Genomic DNA, 13,045 nt, shown 5'->3' on the forward strand with positions numbered 1-13,045 from the left:
CCAACCCCATGCAGTTGATCGAACATTCCGATTCCCCACGCTACGTGCGCTTGCACGAAGCCGACAACGTGGTAGTCGTGGTCAATGACCAGGGCGTTGCCGAGGGCAGTGTATTCCCGGACGGCCTGGTGACCGTCGAAGGCGTGCCGCAAAGCCATAAAGTGGCGCTGGTCGATATTCCCGAGGGCGGCGAAGTACGCCGCTACGGGCAGATCATCGGCTACGCGCTGGAGCCGCTGCGCCGTGGCAGCTGGGTGAAGGAAACCCAGCTGGCCATGCCATCGGCGCCGCCACTGGACAGCCTGCCCATGTCCGATGCCGTGCCGGCGCCATTGCCGCCCCTGGATGGTTATACCTTCGAAGGCTATCGCAACGCGGACGGTACTGTCGGCACGCGAAACATCCTTGGCATCACCACCACCGTGCAGTGCGTGACCGGTGTGCTCGATCACGCTGTGAAGCGCATCCGTGAAGAGTTGCTGCCGCGCTACCCCAACGTAGACGACGTGGTGGCGCTCACCCACAGCTATGGCTGCGGCGTGGCGATCAACGCCCGCGACGCCTACATTCCGATCCGTACGGTGCGAAACCTGGCGCGTAACCCGAACCTGGGAGGCGAAGCGCTGGTGATCAGCCTGGGCTGCGAGAAATTGCAGGCCGGGCAGGTGATGCATGAGAACGACCCGTCGGTAGACCTGAGCGAGCCCTGGCTGTATCGCTTGCAGGACGCCAGCCATGGCTTTGGCGAAATGATCGAGCAGATCATGGCGCTGGCCGAAACCCGCTTGCAGAAGCTCGACCTGCGCCGCCGCGAAACCGTACCGGCCTCTGAGTTGATCCTGGGCATGCAATGTGGTGGCAGCGATGCGTTTTCGGGCATCACCGCCAACCCTGCGCTGGGTTACGCCTCTGACCTGCTGATACGTGCGGGCGCCACCGTGATGTTCTCGGAAGTGACCGAGGTGCGGGACGCGATCTACATGCTGACCTCGCGCGCCGAGACCCAGGACGTGGCTCAGGCCTTGGTCCGCGAAATGGATTGGTACGATAACTACCTCGACCGCGGCGCGGCGGACCGCAGCGCTAACACTACGCCCGGCAACAAGAAGGGCGGGCTGTCGAACATCGTCGAAAAATCCCTGGGCTCAATCGTCAAATCCGGCAGCTCTGCCATCAATGGCGTGGTAGGGCCAGGCGAGCGCGTAACCGGCAAAGGTTTGATCTACTGTGCCACGCCGGCCAGCGACTTCGTGTGCGGCACCTTGCAACTGGCTGCGGGCATGAACCTGCATGTCTTCACCACTGGCCGCGGCACCCCCTACGGGCTGGCGATGGCACCGGTGGTGAAAGTGTCCACCCGCACCGAGCTGGCCCAGCGCTGGCCGGACCTGATCGACGTGGACGCCGGCCGTGTCGCAACTGGGCGCGCCACCATCGAGGAGCTTGGCTGGGAGCTGTTCCACTACTACCTGGATGTGGCCAGCGGGCGCAAGCAAACCTGGGCCGAGCGGCACAAGCTGCATAACGACATCGTGTTGTTCAACCCCGCGCCTATCACCTGATACGGCGCGATCACGGTCGCTCGCGGGAACCTTCCCCGTGAGTGGCCGTCGCCTTGCTTTTGCCTTGGCGCATCGGCAAGGTACGGGTTTCGCCGTCGGGATCCACGTACCGCCATGACCGCCAGTTCTACCTTTGCCACCGCCTCGGTGGGCCGTCCGCAGCGTATCTCAACGCGTGTCGCATTCTTCATCGCGGGTTTCGTGATGGCCGCCTGGGCGCCCATGGTGCCGCTGGCCAAGGCCCGCGCCGGGCTGGATGACGGCACCCTCGGGCTGCTATTGCTTGGCCTGGGAGGCGGGTCGATTCTGGCCATGCCTTTCGCCGGTTACCTCACTGCACATCGCGGTTGCCGCTGGACCATCGTGCTGGCGGCGCTGCTGCTGTGCGCGCTGTTGCCACTGCTGGCCATCGCGCCCTCTGCCGCCACGCTCGCCATTGCCCTGGCGCTGTTTGGTGCCACTATGGGTACCCTCGATTGCGCCATGAACATTCAGGCCGTGCTCGTGGAGAAGGCCAGTGATGAAGCCGTGATGTCCGGCTTTCACGGGATGTACAGCGTAGGCGGGATCGCTGGCGCGGCGGGCATGACGGCCTTGCTCAGCACCGGCCTCGGGCCTTTCCCGGCCACGCTGGTTGTGGTCGCGGTGGTGCTGGTGGGGCTGTGGTATGCGGCGGGTTCGCTGCTGCCCGAGGGTACCGAGCGTGATGGTCCACTGTTCGCTGTGCCTCGGGGGATTGTGCTGTTTCTCGGCGTGCTGTGCTTTATCGTGTTCCTCACCGAAGGCGCTGTATTGGACTGGAGCGCGGTGTTTCTCGTGTCCTCGCGGCAAATGGAGCCGTCCCTCGCGGGCCTTGGGTATGCTGCCTTTGCCGCCACCATGACCATCGGCCGACTCACCGGCGATGCCTGGGTGAACCGGCTCGGGGGTATGCGCGTGGTGTTGCTGGGCGGTGCTTGCGCGGCCGCGGGCCTGGCTGTGGCCCTGCTGTTGCCCGGCTGGCCCGCAGCCCTGGTGGGCTTCGCACTGGTGGGGGCGGGCTGCTCGAACATCGTGCCGGTGTTGTTTTCCGCTGTGGGCCGCCAGCGCCGTATGCCGCAAAGTGCGGCCATTCCGGCGATGGTCTCGTTGGGCTACGCCGGCATTTTGTTGGGCCCGGCGGCCATCGGTTTCATTGCTCACTGGGCTAACCTGTCCTGGGCGCTGGCCAGCCTGATCCTGTTGTTGCTGTTCGTGAGCGCCAGCGCGCGCTACCTCAAGGCGTAATCCATCACACCCTGCGGAGGATGACCCATGCACCTGGAAGGTTCCTGTCACTGCGGCGCCGTACATTTCAGCCTCGACAGCCCGCACCCGTATCCCTATCAGCGCTGCTACTGCTCGATCTGCCGCAAGACACAGGGCGGGGGCGGCTATGCGATCAACCTCGGCGGCGATGCCCGCAGCATGAAGGTGACCGGCGAGGATTCAATCAATGTGTATCACGCCCGCATGCCCGATGGCTCGCGGAGTACGGCAGAGCGGCACTTCTGCAAACACTGCGGGTCCGGCTTGTGGTTGTTCAGCCCAGAGTGGCCTGAGCTGATCCACCCGTTTGCCAGCGCCATCGACACCGATTTGCCGGTGCCGCCAGAGCATACGCATTTGCTGCTGAACTCGAAGGCCAGTTGGGTAGAAGTGCAAGGGGGGCCCGAAGACAAGCGTTTTGAGGAATACCCGGAGGAATCCATCGCGGACTGGCACCAGCGCCTCAAACTCGAGCAGTGATCAGCCCAGGCTGCGCCATTGCCGCGGGCTTACGCCATGCCAACGGCGGAAGGCGCGGGAGAATGCGCTGGTTTCCGAGTACCCGAGAAGCCCCGCAAGCTGTGTGACCGAGGTAATGCCTTCGCGCAGGTAACGTTGCGCCAACCGCTGGCGAACCTGTTCCACCATCTGCGTAAAGCAACAGCCGTGTTCGCGCAGGCGGCGCTGCAAGGCCGTGGGGCCGAGATCCACTGCCATTGCCACCGCCTCAAGGCTGGGCTCGCCGCTTCCAAGCTGGTCAGTGATCACGGCTTCCACGCGCAGGGGCAGATCACCTTCCGTAGGATCGCCGCTGAGCTGGCGGATCGCGTCTTTCACCAACATCAAGAGGATGGGATCGCTGCCGGGCATCACTCGCCCGGCGATGTCGGCTTTGGGAATCAATAGCCCGTTGCAAGGTTGATCGAAGCGCACCTGCGCGCCGAATACCTGCCGATGCTGGTCGCCACTATCAAGCCGGCTGTGTTCGAACAGCACCTCGCGTGGGTGCCACTGATCGCCCAGCACGTGACGCACCAGGTTCATGGCCATGCCCATGGTCAACTCGGCATCGTGGCGCCTTTCGCGAATAGAGGCGTGGCGGATCTGGTAGTCGAAGCGATAGCACTCACCGGCATCCACCAGCTGAATCAGCGTGTTGTGCTGGTGAAACGGGAACGCTTCGGCGAAGTTCACCAGGGCGGCTTCCAGTGTGGGTGAGCACAGCCCGACGTAGCCCAGCAGGCCCAACGCCTGAGGCTTGAACTGTTCACCGTAGCGCAAGCCAAAGTGTTCACATCCGGTTTGCCGCGCGGCTTCTTCCAGAACCTGGCAGTAGTTGGGCAAGGCAAGGCTGAGGGTGGGGTGTGCGAGTTGCTCGGGGTTGATGCCGGCGTGGCCGAACACCCGGTCCAGGTCGCCGCCGTGGTCGGTAATGAACGCATCAAGGCCACTGGCTGCCGCCGACAGCACGCCGTGGTGGTGCCGTGGGCCGGAGGATGAGGGGGCTGGATAGGCGTGAGTACGCGTCACGGTCAGTTACCTGCGAGGGCTATATCGCTTGAGCAAGCAAAAGCCATTCCCGCCAGAGCCGCCGTTACGTACCTGTATCGGCGCCAGCCTGGTGCAGCAGCCCGTCAAGTCGCCCAATGGCGGGGCGTCAGGGTGAATTTGACCGCAGGCGCTTCGCGTTCGACCTCTGCGGTCAAGTTTTGCCGGCAGCAGGTGGCTAAGCTCGGGAAAAGCCATTTGCGGCCAACACTGGAAGGTGACTGATGAGCGCGAACACACTCAAACCCACCCTGGGCACCTTGCACCTGTGGGGCATTGCCGTGGGGCTGGTGATCTCCGGCGAATACTTCGGCTGGAGCTACGGCTGGGGTACCGCGGGAACACTGGGCTTTCTGGTGACCACCCTGTTGGTGGCGGTGATGTATACCTGCTTCATCTTCAGTTTTACTGAACTCACCACTGCGATTCCCAACGCGGGTGGGCCGTTTGCCTACAGCCTGCGGGCGTTTGGTGTTACGGGCGGTACCATTGCGGGGCTGGCCACACTGATCGAGTTCGTGTTCGCGCCTCCGGCCATTGCCATGGCCATTGGGGCCTACCTCAACGTTCAGTTTCCTGGGCTGGAACCCAAGTGGGCGGCCGTTGGCGCCTACGTGGTGTTCATGACCCTCAATATTCTGGGGGTAAGCATCGCGGCCACGTTTGAACTGGTGGTGACCGTGCTGGCCGTCGCCGAACTGCTCGTATTCATGGGCGTGGTGGCGCCGGGCTTCAGTTTCGCCAACTTTGCCCTGGGCGGCTGGGCGGGCGAAAATACCTTCAGCACTGGCGCGCTTGCGGGCATTTTCGCCGCCATTCCCTTCGCCATCTGGTTCTTCCTCGCCATCGAAGGCGCGGCCATGGCAGCCGAAGAAGCCAAGGACCCCAAGCGCACGATTCCCAAAGCCTATATCGCCGGCATCCTGACCCTGGTGGTGCTGGCGATTGGCGTGATGGTGTTTGCTGGCGGCGTAGGCGACTGGCGTGCACTGAGCAACATCAATGACCCGCTACCCCAAGCCATGAAAGCGGTGGTGGGCAACGACAGCAACTGGATGCACATGCTGGTGTGGATCGGCCTGTTCGGCCTGGTCGCCAGCTTCCACGGGATCATCCTGGGCTACTCCCGGCAATTCTTTGCACTGGCAAGGGCCGGCTTTCTGCCACCGTCGCTGGCGCGGCTGTCCCGCTTCCAGACGCCGCATCGCGCTATCCTTGCAGGCGGCGTGGTAGGGATCGCGGCGATCTTCAGCGATGGCTTGATCAACTTGCAGGGCATGAGCCTTACCGCAGCCATGATCACCATGTCGGTATTCGGGGCTATCGTGATGTACATCGTGAGCATGCTCAGCCTGTTCAAGCTGCGTCGCAGCGAGCCAGGCCTTGAACGCAGCTTCCGCGCGCCAGGCTACCCCGTGGTGCCCGGTATCGCGTTGGTGCTGGCGGTGGTGTGCCTGATCGCGATGATCTGGTTCAACTTCCAGGTGGGCCTGGTGTTCCTCGCGCTGATGGTGCTGGGGGCGATCTTCTGCAAGCTGGTGCGAAATCGCACCCCCAACCTGACCGTCGCGGTCACCGAGGGCTGACACATGGGGCAGTACAGCCAGACCATCGGCAGCCTGAGCTGGCACTTCGAAGACCTGCGCACGTTGCTGGCTAAGGCAAGCCCTGCACGCTCCGGCGATGCCCTGGCTGGCATCGCGGCGGCCAGCGATGCGGAGCGCGCTGCGGCGCAGATGGCATTGGCGGAGGTGCCACTGACGCGCTTTCTCGAAGAGGCGGTGATCCCGTACGAAACCGACGAGGTCACCCGTTTGATCATCGACGGCCACAATGCCGAGGCCTTCGCGCCGGTTCGCCACCTGACGGTAGGTGGCTTCCGGGACTGGCTGCTGAGCGAGGCGGCCAGCGGCCCGTTGCTGTCCGCGCTGGCACCTGGGCTTACGCCAGAGATGGCGGCGGCGGTGTCCAAGCTGATGCGGGTGCAGGACCTTATTCTCGTAGCGCGCAAGCTGCGCGTGGTGACGGCCTTCCGCGGCACCCTGGGGTTGCCCGGCCGTATGTCTACCCGGCTGCAGCCCAACCACCCCACGGACGACCCCGCCGGTATTGCCGCCAGCCTGCTCGACGGGCTGCTGTACGGCAACGGCGATGCGATGTTCGGGATCAACCCGGCCAGCGATAGCCTGCCAGCGATCATCGAGCTGCTGAAGATGCTCGACGGTGTCATTCAAAGATACGAGATCCCCACCCAGGCCTGTGTGCTCACTCATGTCACATCGTCGATCGCCGCCATCGAACGCGGCGCGCCGTTGGACCTGGTGTTCCAGTCCATCGCCGGCACCGAGGCCGCCAATGCCAGCTTCGGCGTTAGCCTGAATGTGCTTCAGGAGGGGTACGAAGCCGGGCTGAGCCTGAAGCGCGGCACTTTGGGGCAGAACCTCATGTATTTCGAAACCGGGCAGGGCAGCGCGCTGTCGGCCAACGCGCACCACGGCGTGGACCAGCAGACCTGCGAGGCCCGGGCCTACGCGGTGGCGCGGCGGTTCGACCCGTTTCTGGTGAACACCGTCGTAGGGTTCATCGGCCCCGAATACCTCTACAGTGGCAAGCAAATCATCCGCGCAGGCCTTGAAGACCATTTCTGCGGCAAGTTGCTGGGCGTACCCATGGGCTGTGACATCTGCTACACCAACCATGCCGAAGCCGACCAGGACGACATGGACACCTTGCTGACCCTGCTGGGCACCGCCGGCGTGAACTTCATCATGGGCATCCCCGGCTCGGACGACGTGATGCTCAACTACCAGACCACCTCGTTCCATGACGCGCTGTATGTGCGCCAGGTGCTGGGGCTGCGCCCCGCGCCGGAGTTCGAGGCCTGGCTGGCCCGCACGGGTATTCTTCAGCAGCAGGGCGGGCACGTGCGCCTGGGCGCCGATCTGCCCGTGGCGTTCGCCGGTGCGCTGGCCCACATTCGATAAGCGCTGTTGGATAAGGAAGTGGTATGAGTGACGAACCCCGTACCCCCGCCCAGGCCGATCCGTGGCAGGCCCTGCGCTCGCTGACCCCGGCCAGGATTGCCCTGGGGCGGGCCGGCACCAGCCTGCCCACGTCGGCGCAGCTCGATTTCCAGTTCGCCCACGCGCAGGCCCGGGATGCCGTGCATGTACCGCTGGACGTGGCCGCGCTGACAGCCGATCTGGCGGCAGAAGGGCTGCAGGTGCTCACGGCCCACAGTGCGGCCAGTGACCGGCTCGTCTACTTGCAGCGCCCCGACCTTGGCCGACAGCTCGATGCGTGCAGTGCGGCCAGCCTGGATACCCTGGCGGCCACGAGCGGGCAGGGTTTCGATCTGGCCGTGGTAATTGCCGATGGCCTGTCCTCGCTGGCCGTGCAGCGACATGCCGTGCCAATGGTGGGCCGCATCGTTGCGCTGGCAAAGGAGGAGGGCTGGCGCCTGGCACCGCTCGTGGTGGTCGAGCAAGGCCGTGTAGCGGTCGCCGATGAAGTGGCGCAACGGCTGGGCGCGCGAATGGTGGTCAACCTGATCGGCGAGCGCCCTGGCCTGAGCTCGCCTGACAGCCTGGGGGTGTACTTTACCTTTGCCCCGCGGGTAGGGCTTACCGATGCGGCGCGCAACTGCATCTCCAATGTACGGCCGCAAGGGCTGAGCTATGCGACCGCCGCACACAAACTGGCCTATTTGATGCGCGAAGCCTGCAAGCGCCAGCTCTCCGGCGTGAGCCTAAAGGACGAGGCCGAGGTGCCGGTAGTCGGCAACCACACGGACCCGGGCCCGGGTAATTTTTTGCTGGCGCCGACACGGCCAGACGGGCCATAGGAGCCTTGTGGGAGGCGGCGGGTTTCAGCCCCGATACCGCGCCTTGATCACTTGCCACAGCCTTGCATCGGTGAAGTCGTCGATTACCAGGTCCGCGCCGGCAGCGAGCAGGGCGGCTTCGCTTTGGCTGGTGGCCAGGCCCACCGTGAACAGGCCAGCGGCCTTGGCGGCGGTCAGGCCCGGGATCGAATCTTCAAAGGCCAGGGCTTGCTCGCTGCTGGCGCCAAGGCGCTCCAGCCCAGTGAGGTAGGGCAGCGGATCAGGTTTGGCGCGAGGCAACTCTTCGGCGACCACCACGCTGGCGAACGCCTCCTGCAAGCCGAGCGCGGCCAGCATATGGTCGGCGTTGGCCCGTGGCGCGTTGGTCACCACGACGCGTCCCACTGCGTGTTCCTGGGCCCACGCCAGTAAATCTTCCAGGCCGGCGATGGGTTCCAGGGTTTGGGACAACGCTCGGAATCGGGCTTCCTTTCGATCCGCAAACGCGCGATGGGCTTCGATGCTGCGCTCCGGGAATAACAGGGCGCACAGCTCCGGGTTCGCACGGCCGCTGCACAGCACTTCGAACTCATCTTCCGTGAAAGGGCGGGCATCTTCTTCCCAAAGCAGCTGTTGAATGGCTACCAGGTGAAGCTTGTCTGTGTCGGTCAGGGTTCCATCGAGATCGAACAGCAGGGCAGTGAGCATGAGCGCATCCAGGGCGAGAAAAGCGCGAGGGTAGCAGGCTCTGGCCGGCAGGCTCAAACTGGCCAGGCGCTTGCCGCCCTTCGTCACCGGTCGGCGGGTGGCGGTTGAAGCCAAACGCGACTGTATGTATAACCAGCGTCACGGCGACCTGGACACTGTGGCGTGACTCCCCTCGACAATCCCCTGTATTACCTTCACAACTTCGAGCAGGCACTTGCCTGGCTACGCCTGCGGTACGCAGACGTGTTCGATAGCGAAGAACAGCACTTTGTAGATACGTTTCAAGGGTTGCCCCAGGCCGCGCGGTGCCTGCTGGTGCGGCTGATCATGCGCAAGGGCGAGCGGTTTCGCCAAGGCAAGCTGGTGTATAGCGAAATCGGCGATCCGGCAGCGGCGGCACAGCCGTTGCTGGCCCTGGGTTGGCTGGTGGCAGAGGTGCCCCTGGAGCTTGCGGACCTGTTTGCGTTGTTCGGCAAACCGGAGTTGCGCCAGTGCTTTGCCACGCATCCACTGCCTTCGGCTGGGCGCAAGGATGAGTGGTTCGACGTTCTGGCCCCGCTTCACGACCGAAAGGCGCCATTGCGTGAGTGGTGGCCAGCCTGCGAGGAAGAAGTGTGGGCATTGGCCATCCGGCCACTGTGCGAGCGATTGCGCATGTTGTTCTTCGGCAACTTGCGCCAGGATTGGTCCCAGTTCGTACTGGTGGAGCTGGGTATCCAGCGCTTCGAACAGGTGGACTTCCCTTTGAGCTCCCGGGCCATCCGTCACCGGGACGATCTGCAGATCGCGCTAGGCCTGGCAGAGTGCGCCCAGGCCCTGGAGGAGGGCATGGATACCCAAGTGTTGCTGCAGGCCATGCAAGCCCTCGGCTCGGACAACCCCTGGCTGGCGAGCCGCCGGCAGAAGCTACTGTTCCGCCTGGGCCAGCGCTGCGAGCGTGCCGCCGAATGGGACCTCGCGGCGAGCCTGTACGCGCAGTGCGCCTGGCCAGGCGCCCGGCTACGCAGGATGCGCGTACTGGAGCGCACCGGGCAATTTACCGAGGCATTGGCCCTGGCGAACCTTGCCAGCCAGGCGCCGGAAAGCCCCGCCGAAGTACAAGGCCTGGAGCGGCTGCTGCCGCGAGTGCGTCGTGCGCTGGGTGAAGCGGTGAAAGTGCGTCGCAGCGCTGCCACTATCGAGCGGTTGGACCTGTGCCTTCCTCGGCACGCCAGCGTGGAGCGGGCAGTGTGTGAAGCACTGGGGGCCGCAGACGCGCCGGTGGCCTACGTGGAAAACACGCTGTTCAACGGGTTGTTTGGCCTGCTGTGCTGGCCAGCGTTGTTCGCGCCGGTGCCTGGGGCCTTCTTTCACCCATTCCAGGTTGGCCCGCTGGACCTGCACCAGCCCGACTTTGCCCAGCGCCGTGCAGCTTTGTTCGAGCGCTGCCTGGCAGAGCTGGATAGCGGAGAATACCGGGTTACAGTGCTTGAGCGTTTCAGGGCCAAGTACGGTTTGGCGAACCCGTTTGTCCACTGGGGCGCCATGGATGAAGCATTGCTGGAAATGGCCCTGGCATGTATTGCGCCCACTCATTTGCGTGCCTGCTTCGAGCGCCTGTTGCAAGACCTGAAAGCCAATCGCACGGGCATGCCAGACCTCATCCAGTTTTATCCGGCCAGTGGCAGCTACCGGATGGTTGAAGTCAAAGGCCCGGGTGACCGCTTGCAAGATAATCAGCTGCGCTGGATAGCCTTCTGCCAAACCCATGGCCTGCCTGTAAGCGTGTGCCATGTGCGCTGGCAAGCCCATGCCGAAAGCCCTGAGCCGGCATGAACCAGGCCGTTGCCGTGCGCGCCCTGTGCGAGTTCACTGCCCGCGAGGGCGACCTGGACTTACGCTTCACCCCATCCCCCAGCGCACTCGAAGGCATCGTCGGGCATCAACGGGTCGGTGAGCGGCGCGGCCCTGGGTACCGCAGCGAGGTGCCACTGGCCGGTAGCCACCTGGGCCTGCGAGTGCGCGGCCGGGCCGACGGGTTCGACCCTGTGCGCCAGTGCCTGGAAGAGATCAAGACCCACCGGGGCGATTTGACCCGCCAGCCCGCCAACCACCGGGCGCTGCACTGGGCTCAGGCCAAGGTGTACGCCGCGTTGATGTGCGCCAGCGAAGGCCTGGCTTCGCTGAAGGTGGCCCTGGTGTACTGGCATGTGGACCTGGAGCGCGAAACGCGCTTTGAAGTGGAATTGACCGCCGAAGCGCTACAGGCGTTTTTCCAGCAGCAGTGCGACGCCTACCTGGCCTGGGCCGCGAGTGAAGAAGCGCACGGCGCCGCCCGTGACGCTGCGCTGGAACACCTCACATTCCCCTATGCGGTGATGCGCCCCGGCCAGCGTCATCTGGCGGAAACCGTTTACAAGGCTGCCAGCACTGGCCGCTGTGTGCTCGCCCAGGCACCAACGGGTATCGGCAAAACCCTGGGCACCTTGTTTCCTCTGCTCAAGGCAATGCCGCGGCAGGGGCTGCAGCGGATTTTCTTCCTTACCGCCAAAACCCCGGGGCGCAAGCTGGCCCTCGATGCCCTTCGCCAGTTGTATCCGGCCCGTGGCGCCGCCCAGCCGGTTCGCGTGCTGGAACTGATCGCCCGGGAAAAAGCCTGCGAGTACCCCGGCACCGCTTGCCATGGCGATGCCTGCCCGCTGGCCAAGGGTTTTTACGACCGTTTGCCTGGCGCCCGCATCGCTGCTGCCGAGCGCGGCCTGCTCGACCGCGAAGCCCTGCGAGAGCTGGCGCTGGCCCATCAGGTATGCCCGTATTATCTGAGCCAGGAAATGGCCCGCTGGGCGGACGTGATCATCGGCGACTACAACTACTATTTCGATCTCAGCGGCTGGCTGTATGCGCTGGCTCAGGCTCAGGAATGGAAGTACGCGGTGCTGGTGGACGAGGCGCATAACCTGGTGGACCGCGCGCGAAGCATGTATAGCGCCAGCCTGGACCAGCGAGTGCTGGCCACGTTGAAGGAAACGCCCCTCGCAGGTACCAGTGGCGCCCTGCGTACCTTGAGCCAGCACTGGGCCGCGCTCGCCAAGGGGCAGGGCGAGGGGTACCACAGCTTGCCAGGTGTGCCCGGGCAGTGGTTGCTGGCGCTGCAGCGCTGCATGAGCCTGATCGGCGAACGGCTGAACCTGGAGCCCACCGCAGTGCCGCCCGCCTGGTTGGACTTCTATTTCCAGGCGCTGCAGTTCTCTCGCATCGCCGAACTGTTCAGTGACGCTTATGTGTGTGATCTGGAGGTTTACCCGGTCAAGAAGCAGCTGCGCGCCAGGCTCAACCTGCGCAATGTAGTGCCCGCGCCCTTGTTGGCCCCCCGTTTCACCAGCGCGCGTAGCTGTGTGTTGTTCTCGGCCACCCTCAACCCCGCGCACTATTTCGCCGACCTCCTGGGCCTGCCCAGCGGGTGGGCGTGGCTGGAGGTCGCGTCACCCTTTAATGCCGGCCAGCTACAGGTGCGGTTGGCGGCCGATGTCTCCACGCGGTACGCCGACCGTCAGCAGTCACTGGCCAACGTTGCGAAGATCATCGCCGAGCAATACCACGCCCGGCCAGGCAACTACCTGGCCTTCTTCAGCAGCTTTGATTACCTCAATCAAGTGGTTGAACGGCTGGGCCAGGACTATCCTTCAGTACCGCTGCGCTGTCAGCACCGGGGCATGGACGAACAGGATCGCCAGGCGTTTATCGAAGGCTTCGAGGCCAGCGGCCGTGGGGTGGGGTTTGCAGTACTCGGCGGGGCATTCGGCGAGGGTATCGACCTGCCCGGCGCACGCCTGATCGGCGCTTTCGTGGCCACGCTCGGGCTCGCGCAGGTGAACCCGGTGAATGAAAGCTTCAAGCGGCGCATGCAAGCGCGGTTCGGTAGCGGGCACGATTACGTTTACCTCTATCCGGGGCTGCACAAGGTAGTGCAGGCTGCGGGCAGGGTAATACGCAGCGAAGCCGACAAGGGCACGATCGTGCTTATCGACGACCGTTACGCGCAGGCCAGGGTGCAGCGCTTGTTACCGGGTTGGTGGCCAGCGGCCCAGCCGATCCAAGGCTAGCCGCGCGGGGGATCATTCCCGTCGCAAGGCGGTCG

At 64.4% G+C, this 13,045-nt stretch carries 10 protein-coding genes; 8 read left to right on the forward strand and 2 right to left on the reverse strand.

What is annotated here, in order from left to right; all coding sequences use genetic code 11:
• The first annotated feature begins 8 nt into the window (after positions 1-8).
• The 3 genes from garD (at position 9) to G7016_RS06180 (ending at position 3,329) form a co-directional block, all read left to right on the forward strand.
• Complete coding sequence (gene garD / locus G7016_RS06170; RefSeq protein ID WP_181111962.1) at positions 9-1,562, forward strand: galactarate dehydratase; 1,554 nt, start codon at positions 9-11, stop codon at positions 1,560-1,562.
• Positions 1,563-1,676: 114 nt separating this feature from the next.
• A complete protein-coding gene (locus G7016_RS06175) occupies positions 1,677-2,828 on the forward strand; it encodes an MFS transporter (protein ID WP_181111963.1) in 1,152 nt (383 codons plus the stop codon).
• Between the two features lie 27 nt (positions 2,829-2,855).
• Positions 2,856-3,329 carry a GFA family protein gene (locus tag G7016_RS06180; protein WP_181111964.1) on the forward strand — a complete coding sequence of 158 codons (474 nt, stop codon included), beginning with the start codon at positions 2,856-2,858 and terminating at the stop codon, positions 3,327-3,329.
• Here G7016_RS06180 and qhpR read toward each other — a convergent pair whose 3' ends face one another.
• Positions 3,330-4,379, reverse strand: a complete 1,050-nt coding sequence (gene qhpR / locus G7016_RS06185) for an AraC-like transcriptional regulator QhpR (RefSeq protein WP_308812138.1) — start codon at positions 4,377-4,379, stop codon at positions 3,330-3,332.
• Positions 4,380-4,621: 242 nt separating this feature from the next.
• Here qhpR and eat point away from each other — a divergent pair, with 242 nt between their 5' ends.
• From eat to eutC, 3 genes are read left to right on the forward strand one after another with little or no spacing between them, the layout of a single operon-like run.
• Entirely contained in the window at positions 4,622-5,983 is a 1,362-nt protein-coding gene (eat, locus tag G7016_RS06190) for an ethanolamine permease (protein ID WP_181111965.1), read from the forward strand.
• Positions 5,984-5,986: 3 nt separating this feature from the next.
• Entirely contained in the window at positions 5,987-7,381 is a 1,395-nt protein-coding gene (locus G7016_RS06195; RefSeq protein ID WP_181111966.1) for an ethanolamine ammonia-lyase subunit EutB, read from the forward strand.
• A 23-nt stretch (positions 7,382-7,404) separates the two neighbouring features.
• Positions 7,405-8,241: an ethanolamine ammonia-lyase subunit EutC gene (gene eutC / locus G7016_RS06200; protein ID WP_181111967.1), complete on the forward strand. Its 837-nt coding sequence runs from the start codon at positions 7,405-7,407 to the stop codon at positions 8,239-8,241.
• Positions 8,242-8,265: 24 nt separating this feature from the next.
• Here the strand turns inward: eutC and G7016_RS06205 are convergent, their stop codons facing one another.
• The gene (locus G7016_RS06205) at positions 8,266-8,928 is read right to left on the reverse strand and encodes an HAD family hydrolase (protein WP_181111968.1); all 663 of its coding nucleotides are present in this window, start codon (positions 8,926-8,928) and stop codon (positions 8,266-8,268) included.
• 162 nt (positions 8,929-9,090) lie between these two features.
• Here G7016_RS06205 and G7016_RS06210 point away from each other — a divergent pair, with 162 nt between their 5' ends.
• Complete coding sequence (locus G7016_RS06210) at positions 9,091-10,743, forward strand: VRR-NUC domain-containing protein (RefSeq protein ID WP_181111969.1); 1,653 nt, start codon at positions 9,091-9,093, stop codon at positions 10,741-10,743.
• Positions 10,740-13,010, forward strand: a complete 2,271-nt coding sequence (locus G7016_RS06215) for an ATP-dependent DNA helicase (RefSeq protein WP_181111970.1) — start codon at positions 10,740-10,742, stop codon at positions 13,008-13,010. The genes G7016_RS06210 and G7016_RS06215 overlap by 4 nt, the downstream gene beginning before the upstream one ends.
• The last annotated feature ends 35 nt before the right edge of the window (positions 13,011-13,045 follow it).

Origin of the sequence: Pseudomonas japonica, from assembly GCF_013522925.1 — a bacterium.
In the GTDB taxonomy this organism is placed as follows: Bacteria; Pseudomonadota; Gammaproteobacteria; order Pseudomonadales; family Pseudomonadaceae; genus Aquipseudomonas; species Aquipseudomonas japonica_A.

Coding starts and splice junctions, on each gene's coding strand:
- garD (WP_181111962.1), top strand. CDS start 9: ATGCAGTTGATCGAACATTCCGATTCCCCACGCTACGTGCGCTTGCAC.
- eutC (WP_181111967.1), top strand. CDS start 7,405: ATGAGTGACGAACCCCGTACCCCCGCCCAGGCCGATCCGTGGCAGGCC.
- G7016_RS06180 (WP_181111964.1), top strand. CDS start 2,856: ATGCACCTGGAAGGTTCCTGTCACTGCGGCGCCGTACATTTCAGCCTC.
- G7016_RS06175 (WP_181111963.1), top strand. CDS start 1,677: ATGACCGCCAGTTCTACCTTTGCCACCGCCTCGGTGGGCCGTCCGCAG.
- eat (WP_181111965.1), top strand. CDS start 4,622: ATGAGCGCGAACACACTCAAACCCACCCTGGGCACCTTGCACCTGTGG.
- G7016_RS06215 (WP_181111970.1), top strand. CDS start 10,740: ATGAACCAGGCCGTTGCCGTGCGCGCCCTGTGCGAGTTCACTGCCCGC.
- G7016_RS06195 (WP_181111966.1), top strand. CDS start 5,987: ATGGGGCAGTACAGCCAGACCATCGGCAGCCTGAGCTGGCACTTCGAA.
- G7016_RS06205 (WP_181111968.1), bottom strand. CDS start 8,928: ATGCTCACTGCCCTGCTGTTCGATCTCGATGGAACCCTGACCGACACA.